The following is a 16,928-nucleotide window of genomic DNA, read 5'->3' as shown; positions in this document are numbered from 1 at the left end:
GATATGAAGCAAATATTTGCTGTTTTTATAATGTTGATTCTCACAGGATGTGGAGAGGATCTGGAAGGATATGCTATAAGCGGTACTGCTGAAGGGGTAGAAAATGGAAAAATGATCTACGTATCCCAATTAGACCAGGTAAACCAGCCTACAATAATTGATTCTGTTGCAGTACAGGATGAGAAATTTCAAATTGACTTTGAAGATGTGGATCAACCACATTTAAGTTTCCTGACGATTAATGGACATGTAGGCAATGTAATGTACATAGCCGAAAATGAAACCATTGACATTGAAGTATATAAGGACAGCTTAATGGCTTCAAAAGTAAAGGGTGGTAAGGAAAATGAAACTTTTCAAAAATATGTAAGTCAAATAAAGGATTTAAGCAAAAATGCAATGGCCTTAAGAGGACAAATGAGGGAAGAAATGGGTAACTCAAATGATATGTCCAGGATCTCCGTATATCAACAAAAAGAAGATTCCCTTAGAGAAAAAGATCTTCAGTTTAAAAAAGATCTAATTCGTGAAAATCCTGGTTCCTTTGTCTCTGCACTTGTTTTAACCGATATGCAAAGTATGCGGGTTCCAAATGAGGTTGTAAGGGAGCATTTCAATATGCTTACAGATGAAGTAAAGCAAACCTCCTTTGCAGTGGCAGTGAAAGAAAACATTGATCGAACAGGAGCAGTTGATATTGGAAGCAAAGCACCGGAATTTTCGGGACCAAATCCAGATGGAGAAGAAATCTCTCTGGGTGAATCTCTGGGAAAACTAACTTTAATAGATTTTTGGGCTGCCTGGTGTCGTCCCTGCAGGTTGGAAAATCCAAATATTGTTAATGTCTATAATAAATACCACGATAAAGGTTTCAATATTATCGGAGTTTCTTTGGATCGTGAAGATCAAAGAGATAGATGGTTACAGGCAATACAAGAAGACAATCTTACCTGGACACAAATTTCTCATCTGAAATTTTGGCAGGAACCAATTGCACAACTTTACAATGTAAGAGCAATACCTGCTGCTTTTCTCCTTGATGAAAACGGAATTATTGTGGCAAAAAACCTTCGGGGGGAGGATCTTGAAAATAAGGTAAAAGAATTACTGGGGGAATAAGCTCACCGGAAGAATAAAAATAAAAAAGCCACGACAATCGTGGCTTTTCTATTTTATAGTGGTTCTTTAATTTAATAAAAAACTCACACTTACTTTTGCTTTGACTTCCATTTCCCCGGGGGCTATAGTTTCCTGTGAACCATCAGCACTAGACTTCATCATCTCCATCCTGTAAACCTACTGGGGGTAACCAGTTTCAATTTCATTAATTAAAAAGGCCTTTCCCACAGTTTGATCCAAAGCCCCTGCAAGTTCTTCCGCTTTTGCTTTAGCATCTAAGACTGCTCTTTTTCTCGCTTCTGAATTATGTTTTTCCATCTCAGAAGATTTGAATTCAATACCATCAATCCTATTTAGACCATCTTCAAGAAGCCCGCTCATGATTTTTTCGTAATTCTTTAGGTTGTCAAGTTTTATCGAAATGGCCTGATTAGCAACATAACTATAGGTTTTGTTGTCATAGTTATAATTCTTGTTCAAATTTATATAGTCTGTCTGAATATTTTTTTCTGAGATCCCCTGGGATTTTAAGTATTTTATAACTTCATTTACTACAGCATCATTTTTCTTTTTTACTTCTTGAGGGTCTTTTCCTTCATGTTCTATCCGGGATTTAATCAGAACCTGATCTGGAACTACTTTTACTATTCCTTCACCATTTGTAGTTACCATAGGTTGTGAAGGAGAGATTTGCTGCGCCTGAAGTATGAATGTACTGCAAATGGCGATAAATAAGAGGGCTTTTTTCATGGTATTATATTATTATTTTAAGCAGCAGTAGCAATAAGAATACCAATTGCGCTAAATTTTCCCCATTTTTTGAAGAACGAATAATATAACTATAGGAATTGCCAGTAAAATAACCATAAGAAGATGGAGTTGAAGTATCCAGGGTGCCAGTACGAGAGTTAATGCATATCCACCTACTGCTCCACCAAAATGCGCGTCATGACCTATATTGCCAAGTCTTCTCTTCATCCCGTAAATAGTGTATAGAAGGTAACCTATTCCAAATACATAAGCGGGAATTGGGATAATAAAAAATAAACCCAACATCATATCTGGCCGTAATAAAATAGCAGAATACAATATTCCCATTACTGCTCCACTAGCTCCCACAGCTGTATAAGAAGATTCATTTTTATGGAAGTAATAACTCAAAAGATTTCCTAATATTAAACTGGAAAGATAAACTACTACAAAACCGAACGATCCTAAATCATAAATAACCACATTAGCAAAAAAATATAAGGTAAGCATATTCACAAAGAGATGTGAAGTATCCACATGAAGAAAGCCAGAGCTAAAAATTTGATATTTAGCGCCCCGATTGATATCTCCTACGTTGAATTTATACTTCTCAAAGAAGGCCCTGTCCTTAAAGCCTTTAAATGAAACTAAAATATTTACAGCAATAATTATGATTGTAATGAGACTCAAATCTCCCATGGATGCTAAAGTTTAGTGCCAAATATACCATATATTTGCCAAAATGGTTTTCATGCAGCTCTTAGTTTTCCGGATAGTTTACCCCCTCCTCTGGCTAATTTCCAAACTCCCTTTTCCTGTTTTTTATAAAGTTTCTGATGCGGTTTTTTTTCTGGTTTACCATATAATAGGTTACCGAAAAAAAGTAGTTACTGAAAATCTACAGTTGGTCTTTCCCGAAAAACCTTCAGAAGAAATAAATAGGATACGGAAAAAGTTTTACCACCATATGTGTGATATGTTCCTGGAAATGATCAAGAGCATTTCTATTTCAAATGAAGAGCTTAAAAGGCGCTTCGTTTTTACCAATATAGAAGAAATTCATCGATTAAGGAAAATGAACAAAAGTATAATCCTGATGTGTGGCCATTATGCCAGCTATGAATGGATGAATGCACTACAGTTGTACGGGATAAATTATCGTGGATTTGGCATCTACAAAAAAGTCAAAAATCCTTACTTCGATAAATTGGCAAAAGATATAAGAGGAAGGTACGACGGAGTTTTAATACCCACAGTAGAGGCAACAAAAACAATAACAGCCAATGAGAAGAATGGAATCCGCGGAGTCTACGGAATGGTAGCCGACCAGTCTCCTAAAATTGAAAGAGCTAAATACTGGATGGATTTTTTAAGTATAAAAGTCCCTGTATATACTGGATCTGAAAAACTTGCAAAGGACTTAGACATGGCTGTAGTTTATTTGCAGGTAAAAAAGCTAAAAAGGGGCTTTTACGAGGCATCTTTTGTAACTATAAGTGATAATCCAAAGGAAGAACCAGAGTTTAAAATCACTAAAACATTTTTCGAACATCTTGAAAAACAAATAAAAAGTTCACCCCAATTTTATTTATGGACCCACAAACGATGGAAACATCGGTTTTTAAATACTAATAATAAGGCTATTGTTATAGATTAAAAAGCAATTTCCTTTATTTCCCTTATCATTTCTTCAGCAAGATCATCTGCTTTCTGTTGGGTTTTAGCTTCAGTATATATTCTAATGATAGGTTCTGTGTTAGATTTTCTTAGATGCACCCAGTTTTCAGGAAAATCAATTTTCACTCCATCAACTGTAGAAATTTCTTCGCTACTGTGATGTTCTCTCACTTTTTCCAGAATTTCATCTACATTAATATCAGGAGTTAACTCAATTTTATTTTTACTCATAAAGTAAGCGGGATAGCCTTCCTTTATTTTAGAAACTTTTTCTTTCCTTTCTGCCAAATATGTGAGGAACAAGGCTACTCCAACAAGGCTGTCACGTCCATAGTGTGCTTCAGGATATATTATACCTCCATTTCCCTCTCCTCCAATAACAGCATTAGTTTTCTTCATAAGCTCCACCACATTAACCTCACCCACAGCACTTGCCTGGTAAGTACCACCGTGCTGCTGTGTAAGATCCTTGAGAGCCCGGGAAGAGGATAAATTGCTTACGGTTGAACCAGGGGTTTTACTAAGCACATAATCGGCACACGCCACGAGGGTATATTCCTCCCCAAACATCTCTCCCTTTTCATCTATAATTGCGAGTCTGTCAACATCGGGGTCTACAACGATACCGAGATCTGCTTTTTCTTCTTTAACTAATTTGCATATATCACCCAGATGCTCTTTTAAAGGTTCAGGGTTATGAGGAAAATGACCATTAGGTTCACAGTATAACTCCACTACTTCCACTCCCATTTCTTTCAGTAAAGCGGGAATTGCAATACCACCAGTGGAATTAACAGCATCAACTACTACTTTGAACTTTGCCTTTGCTACAAGATCAGAATTTACTAATTTCAGTTTAAGTACCTCCTGAATATGACGTTGAATATAATCCTTCTCCTCTCTAATCTTTCCCAGGTCATCCACCTCGGCAAAATCAAAATTCTCACTTTCGGCCAATTCGAGAATTTTTTTTGCCATCATCTCCATTCAAAAATTCTCCTCTGTTATTTAAAAGTTTTAAAGCATTCCATTGTTTAGGATTATGGCTGGCAGTTAAAATAATTCCTCCATCTGCATTTTCCATTGTCACAGCAACTTCAACTGTTGGTGTAGTAGAAAGTCCTAAATCAATCACATTAATACCTAAGCCAATAAGGGTGTTCATTACCAGTTCTTGTATCATAGAACCTGAAATTCTTGCGTCCCTACCAATTACCACCCGCAGATCTTCACTATTAGTTTCCTTCTTGAGCCAGGAACCATACGCAGCGGCAAATTTTACCGCGTCTATAGGGGTTAAGTTTTCTGAAGGTCTACCTCCTATTGTTCCTCTTATTCCTGAAATAGATTTTATTAAGGTCATGAATTTTAGTTTTTGTTTTATAGTGCACCACATATAACCTGAGGTGCTTTGGGTAATTGTGAAACAAAGATACAAGGCTTGATCTAATGCAACAAACTTTCCTTATTCTGAAGCTGAAAAGCCTTTATTGAGTAACTTGTCCAAATGAACTACCTCGCACACATTTATCTTTCGGGTGAAAACGACGAAATAAAAATTGGAAATTTTATAGCAGATTCTGTGAAAGGAAAAAAAATTATCAATTTCCCTGAAGGTATTCGCAATGGAATTATTCTTCACCGGGCAATAGATAGTTATACTGATGTTCACCTGCTTTTTAGAAAAAGTTCCACCAGGCTTTTCCCTCAATACAGGCACTATAGCCCGGTAATAGTAGATGTCTTCTACGACCATTACCTTGCTGCAAACTGGAGCAGGTATTGCGATACACCTTTGAAGGAATATGTGGAAGAATTCTATTCACTTCTTAAAAGAAATCATGAACTCTTGCCTAATAATGTAAAGATGTTTTTACCGTATATGCTAAGGGATAATTGGTTGGTAAGTTATGCCTCAATTGAAGGAATTTCTAAAATTCTTTCTCAAATGAACCAGCGTACAAAAAATAAATCTAAAATGGATCTCGCTGTAAAGGAACTGGAGCTTTATTATGAAGATTTTGAAAAAGAATTTTTCCTCTTTTTTGATGATCTCAAACAATTCAGCTCAAATAGGATACTTGACCTTTGAACCCTTTTAAAGTGAATTTGGTCGAGTAAAGGACAAAATTCCTACATCCCAACTTAATGTTTGAAGCCTGGTGGAAAACTGTTAAACTTTAAAATATAAATTCTACGTATTCCCACATATTTAATTTTGGGGAATTATTACACATTATTGTGGGATCCGGCCACAATGGTAATAAAAAAAACCCGGCTAAAAGCCGGGTTTATCAATGGTTTTACTTGCATTTATCTCGCGTAGTACCAGTTGCCATTGCGGTATTCTACTTCACACCATCCATAGATCCTTGAGTAGTACCACCATTCTCCAGCCTTATAAGTTACAGTTAAACCGTGAATGATATAACGTTCTCCATCTACATATTGAGGTGAAGTAGTTGAGGTGGAGGAATACATACTATTAATTCCCTGCTTGTCACCTGTAGACAAAGAAGTTCTCTGTATAGTATAGGTACTACCATTAGTCTTTGTAATAGTAGGTTGACCATTACTTGAAAAAGAATAAGGGCCATACATCATAATAGATCCCAAGTCAAGGCTGCTGGTAAATTCTTTGCCATCAAACCCACTTTCAGCATAAGTCATAAAATTATGCTCTCTTCCACTCTGGATGTTGTTATAAAGGATTTTTATATGGTTATCCCTATCGGCGCGGCTCTGTTCGTGCCAAAGACCTACTGCATGACCAATTTCGTGGATTGTACTTCCTGTACTACAGCTGCTGGCAAGAGTGATATTTTGCCTGCCTCCAATCATTCCTATATAAGAGGAACAGCCAGAACTAGTAGTAAAATAAATGTAGTTGGATTGCGAGGTTCTTTGTACAAATTTTAAAGAAGTATTAGCTTCCCAGTGGCTTATAGCGTCTGTGACTCGATTTTTACTGGAAAGATTACTATCTATTGAATAGTAAACAGTATTGTTAGGCCACCTGGCGGAAGTTCTACCTACACTTTTTTGTGCAGGGGGCGTTTCACCCTTTTCATATACAAGTTTTACTTCTTTTGATGACAACATATCTGCAGGTAAAAGGATGTCTCCCTCATAGATGTACTCACCATCTATTTCCTCTACTGGTAATTTCTCACCTGCAAAATATACGTTTTGAACTTTTCCTATTTCATTAGGATAGGCTGTCTCTACGTTTGCCAATAATTCCTTGGTTCCATTAAGTTGCTCTTCTGGGGTAAGGGGGTCGGTAATTGAATCTTCACTACAAGATAGAAAAGCGAATGCTTAGGTAGTAAATACAATAAATTGCTTCTTTTCATAAGTTGGGGTTACAAAAATTTTGAGGAACAGTTTTATTCTCAATTATTAGCTGTTCCGGGTTAAATAAACGTTAATAGATTTGGGTTAATTCAAAGTCCATTCCAAAAAAAATTAACACTTGGGGTATATAATTTTTTCAGACACAATTGTCAGCAAATTTCACGGGGAGATTGAAAATTCTTGTAGGAAAAACGAAATCCAACATAAAAAAGTTCAATTTCACATAGAAAAATGGAACATCTTTGAATAAAAAGACCAGGCGGGGGGAGAATGGCCATTTTTATTTTTTTGCTTAAGCAGCGGCTAACATACAAACTAAATTTAAAACTTTAAGTTTTTTTTTAACTAATTTCGATGAAATACAAAAAAAACTGCCCGGCAAACCGGGCAGTCCCATCAGCACCTTGCGGTACTTCAAGTAACTTCGCAAATGGTCATCCCCCCGGTTGACCAATTTGCGGAAGTTTTTTTTCATATTTATTCTCCTACGACAGATTCACATATTACTGCATTTACTCTAACATAGAATGGGTAAGAATATTCCAAATCATCAAATGTTATATCAAGTGCAGGCTGATCTCCAGATGGAACTTCAGTTACAGTAGATGCACATTGAGATTCCCAACAAGTAGCACTCATTGCTCCATTTTCACCTGGCCTTACTTCTACTTCATAAGCTGTAACTCTATCTTGAGGTAATCCACCATCAATAGAAACAGTTACTGAATTACCTGAAGCTGAAACGCTCACTGTACCGTACGCCTCATTAACAAGTGTTTGCATTAAATCTATATCGGCTGCGCTATTAACTCTCACGTAACCATTTCCATCAGCTCCATCAAGTACAGTTACATAACAGTCCTCTGGAAGGCTTCCAAATTCTATATCACATACTGCTGGTAATCCAGTACATCCTTCACCAGTAGTATCCTCTGGACAACCTGTTGCGTCAACATCAGTACCTGAAGGAGTGTTTGGACACAGATCTATGGAATCGGGAACACCATCACCATCTGCATCTCCATCAGTTTCTTCTGGACATCCATCTGAGTCAACATCAGTTCCTGCCGGAGTGTTTGGACATAGATCAATGGAATCAGGAACACCATCTCCATCTAAATCTCCATCATTTTCCTCTGGACAACCATTATTAGAAGCAGGGCCCACCTCATCTGGACATTCGTCCATATTATCAGGAATATTGTCATTGTCCCTATCACCTACTAGTTCTCCAGCATCATCACAAAATCTTACGTGCTCATACTCCACATTGTCTTCTTCGCTATCACCAAAGTTGGCAAGGATCTCTCTCTTGGTTATAGTACCAGACATCATTACCTGCTCAACATCGCCATAATTGTCATCCCAATCAAGCAGAGTCATTTCATAATATAAATACTCTTCATCAAGGTCATCATTATCTGGCAAGGCAAGACATAATGGTGTGGCATAGTAATCTCCATTATTATGTTGTCCTGTAAAATTAGTCTCATTAGTATAAATCGCTACACCATTTGCATTATTACCAGACCAGATGCTTATACTGTAACGAGCAGGATAATGCATACCATCATCATTACAATAGTTTGCAAAGAAGCAGTAAGTAAGTGCAACATTAGTATCTAATTCAAAGAATAAGTATCCATATTGATTCACTTCACGGTTGTCAAAACACAATACAGGAACATCTACATATTTCTTAACTCCTGCTCTTAGATCTATCGCAATGGGTAAAGTAGCATTTACATAGGCACCCAAATCACTTCCTGTACGTGGAGCAAGCCAGATCACTTCATCATCGCTGTTGTAAACAGAGAAATGTTCCAGAGTATAATTACCAGGTTCAAGTTCAAGTTCAGCATCTTCTACTGTAAATATTTCTCCGGCCACCAGGTCCACGCGGTGCGGGGAAGTTGATGTACCTACTACTTCTTCATCACCTTGCATAAGAACAATTCTCACATAAGCAGGAGTATCATCAGAACAATCAGGAAGATCTCCCATAGATTGTTTTGAAGCTGCTCTGTTTGTTACAAGATCATTCACTATTGCTCCAAATGAAACAGTGGCTTTTTCAGGATCTGAATTAAGAACACTAGGTTTCATCTTTAGAACAGGAGGTAAAGAGCAGCGAAAAAATGGCCACTACACTCAGGTACCTTTTTAAATTTTTCATAATAAATAGTTTTAGTTAATCACTTAATGAATGGTTAATTACATAGTAAAAAATAAGGCTGAGGAAAAATCCTCAGCCTTATTACTTAAATTAATGGGAGTTCAAATTTGCAACTTCTCCACAAGCTACAGGAAGTGTAGCCTCGTAATTACCATTAACCATACGTCCATGAACTACTAAAGAAAGATCTTCCAGAGATGGTAATGTTAATCCAGTAACATCAAAAGTTCTTTGATAAGTGTACCACCCATTGGCATCTGCCGTTGGGAAGCTATTATCTGCATAATTTAGAGGCAGTTGAACAGGACCATAAAATGGTGCTCCTTCAGATATACTTATTAAACCATCATTATTCTCATCTGCACTCATAGGAGGACAGGTAGAGTTTGTTCCATTTGTAAACCCGTGAAGGTGTTGAAGATGAGTACGACCAGGAGTTACATTTGCGGCAACAACAGTTGCTTTTAATTGATTGTCCATAAGTTCAAAGACAGCCAAAGCTACAGATGTTGTACCGTTTATTGGATATGCACAGGTTTTATAAAGTACAGAATCTGATCCAGGAACTTCAAAAATTGGAGGACCATCTTCTCCACATCCTTCTCTAAAGTGATAATAATCAAGATTGTCCTCTCCATCAAAGAAGCCTCTTACAATATCATCTGTGATTGTACCTCTTCTAATTACTCTTTCATTAACCTCACCATACTCGTCAGATGATCTTAGAGTAATTTCAAAGTAATAATTGTCTGCTCCTTCTGTATCAGGCAAGGCGAAACACACAGGTTCTGCATAAAAATCACCATTATCATAATAACCGGTAGTGTTCTGAACATCTGTATAAAGTACTGCTCCTGCCGCACTGGTTCCAGACCATACGCTTACACTGTAAGATGCAGGATAGTGACGACCATCCCCTGCTGGTGGACAATAGTTACCGAAGATACAGAACTCGATAGCCTCATTCGTATCAATTTCAAAGAACAGGTATCCATATTGGTTTACATCCCTGTTGTCAAAACAAAGAACTTCAACATCTACATACTTTTTAACTCCGGCCCTTAAGTCAATATTTAAAGGAAGAGCTGTATCTACAAATTCGCCAAGAGCGCTTCCAGATCTTGGTGCGATCCAGATAACTTCTCCATCAGCATTATGTACTGTAAAATATTCCAGTGTATAATTGTCAGGAACTAATTCCAGTTCAGGAACTTCTTCGGTAAAGATCTGTCCTGCAACAAGGTCAATTCTAAAAGGATCACTGGTAGTTCCTACTACAGAAGTACCATCAAGGGAAAGTGCTATTTCTACAAAAGCTGGTGCATCGTTTGAACATTCCGGAAGGTCTCCAATTGATTGTTTTGATGCGGCCCTGTTAGTAACCAGGTCATTTAATAATGCGCCAAAAGACAGAGTGGTTTTCTCTCCATCCTGAGCAATGCCCGGATCATTATCTTTACTACAAGAGGTAAGCAGTAAGGCAAAAATTGCCACCATGCTTAGGGAGGATTTAAAATTTTTCATGATAATAGTTGTTTTAGTTTATAATATTTAGTTTTGGTTAATACTACTTTAGATTGGAAATAGGATTTCCCTTTCGGACGATGAATAATTTTTATTCACCTCCAAATCAATAATTTAAAAAAATCAAAGTAAAAACTGTCCGGGGAGGATTTTCCCCCGGACAGTTAAAAATTATCTACAAACTACACCGTGGAAGCCAATCCAGAAATCTCCATCTCTGGTATAGCTAACTAAGTTTCCTTCTGTCGATGGATTCTCTCCTAAATTAGAAGTCCATTGTCCAAAAGCTGTAGTGGTTGGTGCATTAGTGCTACTAAAATATACATGAGCTTCATCCAGAGAAACACCATCTTCAAGATCAATTTGAACGTGTACATCATTACCTGCAACAATAATAGTAACTACTCCGGCTAAATAACCATTGCTAACTTCATTTTGTCCGGCAGCAGCGTAATAATTAAACTGATACTCTCCATCTTCTAATTCATCTCCTTGGAAATGCTCAACCCATCCCCATCTGTTTGCAGGAACTCCGTCAAGATCATTTAGCTCAGTATCACCCCACATAATAGCAGTTTCACAATCGTCACCGCCATCTTCATCACAAGCATCACCTATACCATCATTGTCAGAATCTTCCTGGTCAGGATTGGCAACTTCTGGACAGTTGTCCTGGCCATCAGGAATACAATCTCCATCCATATCCTGGTCTGTGTGCACAGCAGGACAAGGATCCTCACCATCAGGTATACAATCTCCGTCCATATCCTGACTAGATGGTACTTGAGGACATGGATCCTCACCGTCAGGAATACAATCTCCATCCATATCTCCAGGAGTTGGAACTCCAGGGCAATTAACTACTTCACATCCAAATCTTAAGTGCTCATAATTTACGTTATCATCGCCATCGAAATTATCATAGATGTCCTGAGCTGTTAAGGTCCCGCGGATAACTAAATCTTCTGCATCTCCATAATTAGCATCCCAGTCTAGCAAAGTAACCTCATAATATAAGTATGGCTGGTTTGGATTATCATTGTTTGGTAATGCAAAACATAAAGGTGTTGCATAAAAGTCACCGTTATCGTATTGATCAGTATTATTTATAACATTAGTGTATAAAGGTGTACCGTTAGCATTAGTTCCCTGCCAGATGCTTACACTATAACGTGCAGGATAATCTCTTCCACCTTCATCTGTTGGACAATAGTTTGCAAAGAAGCAAAATTCAATAAGCTCTGTAGGAATTAATTCAAAGAATAAATATCCATATTGGTTAACATTACGGTTATCAAAACAAAGTACATTTACATCAACATACTTCTTCACTCCTGCTCTTAGATCGATGTCTAATGGTAAAGTAATGTCCACAAACTCTCCAAGAGGGCTACCTGTTCTTGGCGCAATCCAGATAAGATCTCCGTCGGCATTATAAACAGAAAAATGACTTAAAGTGTAGTCGCCGGGAGTAAGCTCTAATGCTTCATCTTCCACGGTAAAAACCTCGCCTGCAACAAGATCTACTCTATAAGGATCTTCTGAAGTACCTACTACTTCATCATCTCCCATCATAAGTACGATTTCCACATAGGCAGGTTCGTCATCTGTACAATCAGGCAAATCGCCAATGGCCTGCTTGGAAGCACGATTTGTAACAATGTCATTTACAATGGCCCCAAAGGATAAAGTGGCCATATCTGAATCCTGGTTTGCCCCTCCCACTTCTTCTTTACTACAGGAAGTAAAGATCATTGCAAACATTGCCAGATAGGCAATGGATAGTTTAAAGTTTTTCATAGTTAAAAATAGTTTTAGTTAATAATATTTAGAATGGTCAATAAATTATATATGCAAATACCCTTTCAGGAAAATCTACCATAGTTAGAACTAAAAAAGTGGGGTTTGTAAACAATAAGAAGCAGAGTGGGGGTGTCATTCTTATTGAGGTAAATTTATATTCATTCCTGTCTTAAACCAATGGGGGAATTCCCTTATAAAATAGGTTAAGCATTTGTTAAGCCACCTGGAGATCTATAAGATTATGGCTTATAGCATAAATAATACTCTCCAGTATAGTTTCAGAATTTGTACGTTTGATAATATTTGCCCGGTGTTTTTCAATTGTTTTGGGAGAAATAAACAAAGTTTCTGAAATCTCTTTCGTCTTATATCCTTTACATAATAACTGGATTATTTCCTTTTCTCTTTTGGTAAAACTGAAATCGGCTATTCTGGCATTGTCTTCGAAACAATTTTCTACTATTGATGAATTTGTGCCTATATTCTCTGTTACCAACTCCACTTCTTCAGAAAAATGTATCATCATAATATATTGACCATTGATCATCTTATCTAGTTTTGAAAAACTGATTTTTGCATTTCTAACCTTGTCATTTTTAAGTCGCAAAACTGTTCTGGTCACTGCCTTCATATGTTTCCCCCTTGCAAAATTTCGGAGGCTTTCTTTCACCTTTGCCTTGTTTTCACATTTCACAAAATCAGTAAGTTTAATCCCATCGGTACTTTCAACCTTAAACGTTTGTTTAAACGCATCATTCATTTGTATTATATTGTCCTGCTCCAAAAGGACTACAGGATTAGCCAGTAAATTAAAAAGACCCATAAAAGAATCTTTCCAATAATTAGTAAGGGAAAAATTGGAGTAAACACGCTTAATAATTTTTCCGGCCAACAAAGAAGGTTCTGTAGAAGAATAGAATATCTCATCTGTAATTCCTGAATAACTTTTTTCCACTGTACGCCTGGAAGATTCTTCTGCATACATAATTAACCAGCACTTGTTCAGGAAATGTGTCGACTTAAAATTTGCGAGATTTTTAAAACTTTTGGAATCAAGGGAAGGATGATCCAGTAAAATAATATCGGGTAATAAACCAAGGGCCGTGTGGTACCCGGAGTGAATTCCATTCACCACATTTATTTCAAAATGTAAACTTAGCCCCTCTTTAATTTCCGTAACAAATTTTGCATTGTTACTAATAAGCAGTAATTGTTTTTTCTCAATATTCATCCCACATTGGATTTATTATATTATTCCATTATAAATTCCTTTACCTGTAGGTAGCAATTGTAAACGGGGACAGCGTCAACAATTACCAATTAGGTAATACCTTTTCAAAATTTTTGGGGGGCCGTAATAGAATTTTATAAGAGTATTTTAAAAATACCCGGGGTGTAGGGATAAACTGAATTTTTTATTCAAGGGGGGATTATGACATAAAAAATCCTGGGGGGAATAATTATTGCTAAGATAAATTATTTGGTCCTTCCTTTTTCCTGCTTGAAAATTTTTAGGAAGAATTTAATTTCTCCTATTAAAATTATCCTAATATAAGAATAATTCCTTCATTTTATAAATTGTTTAAATAAACTTTTTATTTACCTAATTCTTAACAGGTTTAGGTTTAAGCTTACTTTTTAGTTAGCAACAGTTTAAGTACCTTTGCCCCCTTGATTTTAAATATGGTGAAAGAGGAAGAATATATTGAAGTTCTGGGGGCCAGAGTTCATAATTTAAAGAATATCGATGTCACTATACCCCGGGAAAAATTGGTTGTTATTACAGGTTTATCAGGTTCAGGTAAATCTTCTCTCGCATTTGATACGATTTATGCTGAAGGTCAACGTCGTTATATAGAAACCTTTTCAGCTTATGCCAGGCAATTCCTGGGAGGCCTGGAACGTCCGGATGTGGATAAAATTGAAGGTTTATCTCCTGTTATAGCCATAGAACAAAAAACCACCAGCAAAAATCCAAGAAGTACTGTAGGCACAATCACAGAGATTTATGATTTTCTGCGGCTTCTATTCGCACGGACTGCAGATGCCTATAGCTACAACACAGGTGAAAAAATGGTGAGCTATAATGATGAACAAATAAGGAACCTCATCGTTAAAAATTATAAAGACAAAAAAATAAATATTCTCGCCCCGGTAATTAGATCCAGAAAAGGACACTATCGGGAACTTTTTGAACAAATTTCCAAACAAGGTTTTCTTAAGGTAAGGGTAGATGGAGAAGTTCGGGATATTGTAAAAGGTATGAAACTGGACTAGTATAAGGTCCACGAGATTGAAATAGTAATTGACCGTTTAAAAATTGATGAAAATGCCGAAGGTCAAAAAAGGCTAAGTGACAGTATAAAAACGGCAATGTATCATGGAGATGATGTACTCATGGTACTGGAACAGGATACTGGAGATATCCGCTATTTTAGCAGAAATTTAATGTGTCCAACAACGGGGATCTCCTACCCTAATCCCGAACCTAATAACTTTTCATTTAATTCCCCTAAAGGAGCCTGTCCCACCTGTAACGGAATTGGAAGCCTACATCGGGTGAATGAAGATAAGTTAATACCCGACAGGAAGAAATCAATTAAGAATGGAGCCCTGGCCCCTCACGGTCCCCAGAAGAAAAATTGGGTCTTTTCTCAATTGGAACTAATTGCTGAAAAATTTAATTTCAAATTGAGCGATCCTGTTTCTTCTGTTCCCCAGGCAGCGATAGAAATGATACTTTATGGTGGAAAAGAGAAATTTTCGAAAGAATCTAAAGCTCTTGGAATTACCAGAGAATTTAAAATAGATTTTGAAGGAGTAGCCACCTTCATTGAAACTACTTATAACAACAATGATTCTTCTTCTTTAAGGAGATGGGCCAAAGAATATATGGACAAAATAACCTGTCCTGATTGTGAAGGGGCCAGGCTTAAAAAAGAAGCGCTCTTCTTCAGAATAAATGACAGGAATATTGCTGAATTAGCTAATAAAGATATAACCGACCTTCAGGATTGGTTTGCGCACCTGGAAGAGCAGCTTTCAGAAAAACAACTTTTAATAGCTTCTGAAGTAATAAAAGAAATTCGATCCCGCCTACAGTTTCTGGTAGATGTAGGTTTAACTTATCTTTCCCTTAACCGAAGTTCGAAATCCCTTTCCGGAGGAGAGGCGCAAAGAATACGGCTTGCTACCCAAATAGGTTCTCAGCTTGTGGGAGTTCTATACATTCTGGATGAGCCAAGTATTGGTCTTCATCAAAGAGATAATGATAAATTAATAAATTCCTTGGTTTCTCTTCGTGATCTTGGAAATTCGGTAATTGTGGTTGAACACGATAAGGACATGATAGAGCGTGCAGATCATGTCATCGATATAGGCCCTAGAGCAGGAAAACATGGGGGAGAAATTATTAGCCAGGGAACTCCTGCACAAATTAAATCTCATGATACTATTACAGCTTCTTATTTAAACGGCACTAAGGAAATAGAAATTCCGAAGAAACGCAGAAAAGGAAATGGAAAAGAAATAGTACTAAAGGGAGCAACGGGAAATAATCTTAAAAATGTAACTATAAAAATTCCGCTGGGTAAAATGGTAGCGGTAACAGGAGTTTCGGGAAGTGGTAAATCTACTCTAATTAATGAAACGCTTTATCCTATAATGAATGCCCACTACTTTAATGGCGTGAAAGTCCCCAAACCATATAAGAGCATAAGCGGTTTGGATCATATAGATAAAGTAATAGATATTAACCAAACACCTATAGGCAGAACCCCTCGATCTAATCCATCGACCTACACCGGGGTATTTTCTGAAATTCGAAATCTTTTTGCAAAAACTCCTGAAGCCTTGATAAGAGGTTACAAGCCCGGCTAAGTTTAGCTTTAATGTAAAAGGTGGAAGATGTGAAACCTGTAAAGGTGGAGGTTTAAGAGTAATTGAAATGAATTTTCTTCCCGATGTTTATGTGGAATGTGAGACCTGCCAGGGAAAAAGGTTCAACAGGGAAACTCTCGAGATTCGATATAAGGGAAAATCTATTTCTGATGTTCTTGAAATGACAATTAATGAGGCGACCGAGTTTTTTGAGCTTATTCCAAAAATATATCGCAAATTAAAGACCATACAGGATGTAGGTTTGGGATACGTGACTCTTGGACAGCAAAGCACTACCCTCTCTGGCGGGGAAGCTCAAAGGATAAAATTAGCCACCGAACTATCCAAGCGGGATACCGGAAATACTTTTTATATTCTCGATGAACCTACCACAGGTTTACATTTTGAAGATATAAGGGTTTTAATGGATGTTCTTAATAAACTGGCTAACAAAGGAAATACTGTTCTTATTATTGAACATAATATGGACGTGATCAAAACGGCAGATTATATTATAGATATTGGCTACGAAGGCGGAAAAAACGGAGGAGAAGTAGTTGCCTCAGGTACACCCGAAGAAGTTGCAAAACATAAAAAAAGCTATACAGCAACCTATCTTAAAAGAGAATTGAATTAGAATAAA

Annotated in this window: 10 protein-coding genes and 2 pseudogenes; 4 read left to right on the top strand and 8 right to left on the bottom strand. The window is 37.1% G+C overall.

Translation table 11 applies throughout. The features are described from left to right. Positions 1–3 precede the first annotated feature (3 nt). Positions 4–1,119, top strand: a complete 1,116-nt coding sequence (locus tag LZ575_RS00230) for a TlpA disulfide reductase family protein (protein ID WP_235327488.1) — start codon at positions 4–6, stop codon at positions 1,117–1,119. Between the two features lie 177 nt (positions 1,120–1,296). On the opposite strand, the gene LZ575_RS00225 is transcribed toward LZ575_RS00230, so the two are convergent. Beyond that, complete coding sequence (locus tag LZ575_RS00225; RefSeq protein WP_311195907.1) at positions 1,297–1,869, bottom strand: SIMPL domain-containing protein; 573 nt, start codon at positions 1,867–1,869, stop codon at positions 1,297–1,299. Between the two features lie 51 nt (positions 1,870–1,920). Continuing rightward, positions 1,921–2,568, bottom strand: coding sequence for a rhomboid family intramembrane serine protease (locus LZ575_RS00220; protein WP_235327486.1), 648 nt, complete (start codon positions 2,566–2,568; stop codon positions 1,921–1,923). Between the two features lie 52 nt (positions 2,569–2,620). On the opposite strand from LZ575_RS00220, the gene LZ575_RS00215 reads away from it, so the two are divergent. Beyond that, complete coding sequence (locus tag LZ575_RS00215) at positions 2,621–3,526, top strand: lysophospholipid acyltransferase family protein (RefSeq protein WP_235327484.1); 906 nt, start codon at positions 2,621–2,623, stop codon at positions 3,524–3,526. Here LZ575_RS00215 and glmM read toward each other — a convergent pair. Beyond that, a pseudogene (glmM, locus tag LZ575_RS00210) lies at positions 3,523–4,909 on the bottom strand (phosphoglucosamine mutase). The gene LZ575_RS00215 and the pseudogene glmM sit on opposite strands and share 4 nt — an antisense overlap. 144 nt (positions 4,910–5,053) lie before the next feature. Between glmM and LZ575_RS00205 the strand changes: the two are divergent. Next, positions 5,054–5,638 carry an ACP phosphodiesterase gene (locus LZ575_RS00205; protein ID WP_235327482.1) on the top strand — a complete coding sequence of 195 codons (585 nt, stop codon included), beginning with the start codon at positions 5,054–5,056 and terminating at the stop codon, positions 5,636–5,638. A 221-nt stretch (positions 5,639–5,859) separates the two neighbouring features. Here the strand turns inward: LZ575_RS00205 and LZ575_RS00200 are convergent, their stop codons facing one another. From LZ575_RS00200 to LZ575_RS00180, 5 genes are all read right to left on the bottom strand, one after another. After that, entirely contained in the window at positions 5,860–6,783 is a 924-nt protein-coding gene (locus LZ575_RS00200; RefSeq protein WP_235327480.1) for a M12 family metallopeptidase, read from the bottom strand. A gap of 597 nt (positions 6,784–7,380) precedes the next feature. Beyond that, on the bottom strand, positions 7,381–9,009 hold the full coding sequence (locus LZ575_RS00195) for a thrombospondin type 3 repeat-containing protein (protein ID WP_235327478.1): 1,629 nt from the start codon (positions 9,007–9,009) through the stop codon (positions 7,381–7,383). 160 nt (positions 9,010–9,169) lie between these two features. Continuing rightward, positions 9,170–10,603 (bottom strand): hypothetical protein, encoded by a 1,434-nt coding sequence (locus tag LZ575_RS00190; protein ID WP_235327476.1) that lies wholly within the window; start codon positions 10,601–10,603, stop codon positions 9,170–9,172. A 171-nt stretch (positions 10,604–10,774) separates the two neighbouring features. Next, on the bottom strand, positions 10,775–12,403 hold the full coding sequence (locus LZ575_RS00185) for a thrombospondin type 3 repeat-containing protein (RefSeq protein ID WP_235327474.1): 1,629 nt from the start codon (positions 12,401–12,403) through the stop codon (positions 10,775–10,777). A 217-nt stretch (positions 12,404–12,620) separates the two neighbouring features. Then, positions 12,621–13,637: a response regulator transcription factor gene (locus tag LZ575_RS00180; RefSeq protein WP_235327472.1), complete on the bottom strand. Its 1,017-nt coding sequence runs from the start codon at positions 13,635–13,637 to the stop codon at positions 12,621–12,623. A gap of 452 nt (positions 13,638–14,089) precedes the next feature. Here LZ575_RS00180 and uvrA point away from each other — a divergent pair. Further along, a pseudogene (gene uvrA / locus LZ575_RS00175) lies at positions 14,090–16,922 on the top strand (excinuclease ABC subunit UvrA). The last annotated feature ends 6 nt before the right edge of the window (positions 16,923–16,928 follow it).

This window comes from Antarcticibacterium sp. 1MA-6-2, from assembly GCF_021535135.1.
Classification (GTDB): Bacteria; Bacteroidota; Bacteroidia; order Flavobacteriales; family Flavobacteriaceae; genus Gillisia.
This window is presented reverse-complemented; position numbering and strand designations above follow the sequence as displayed.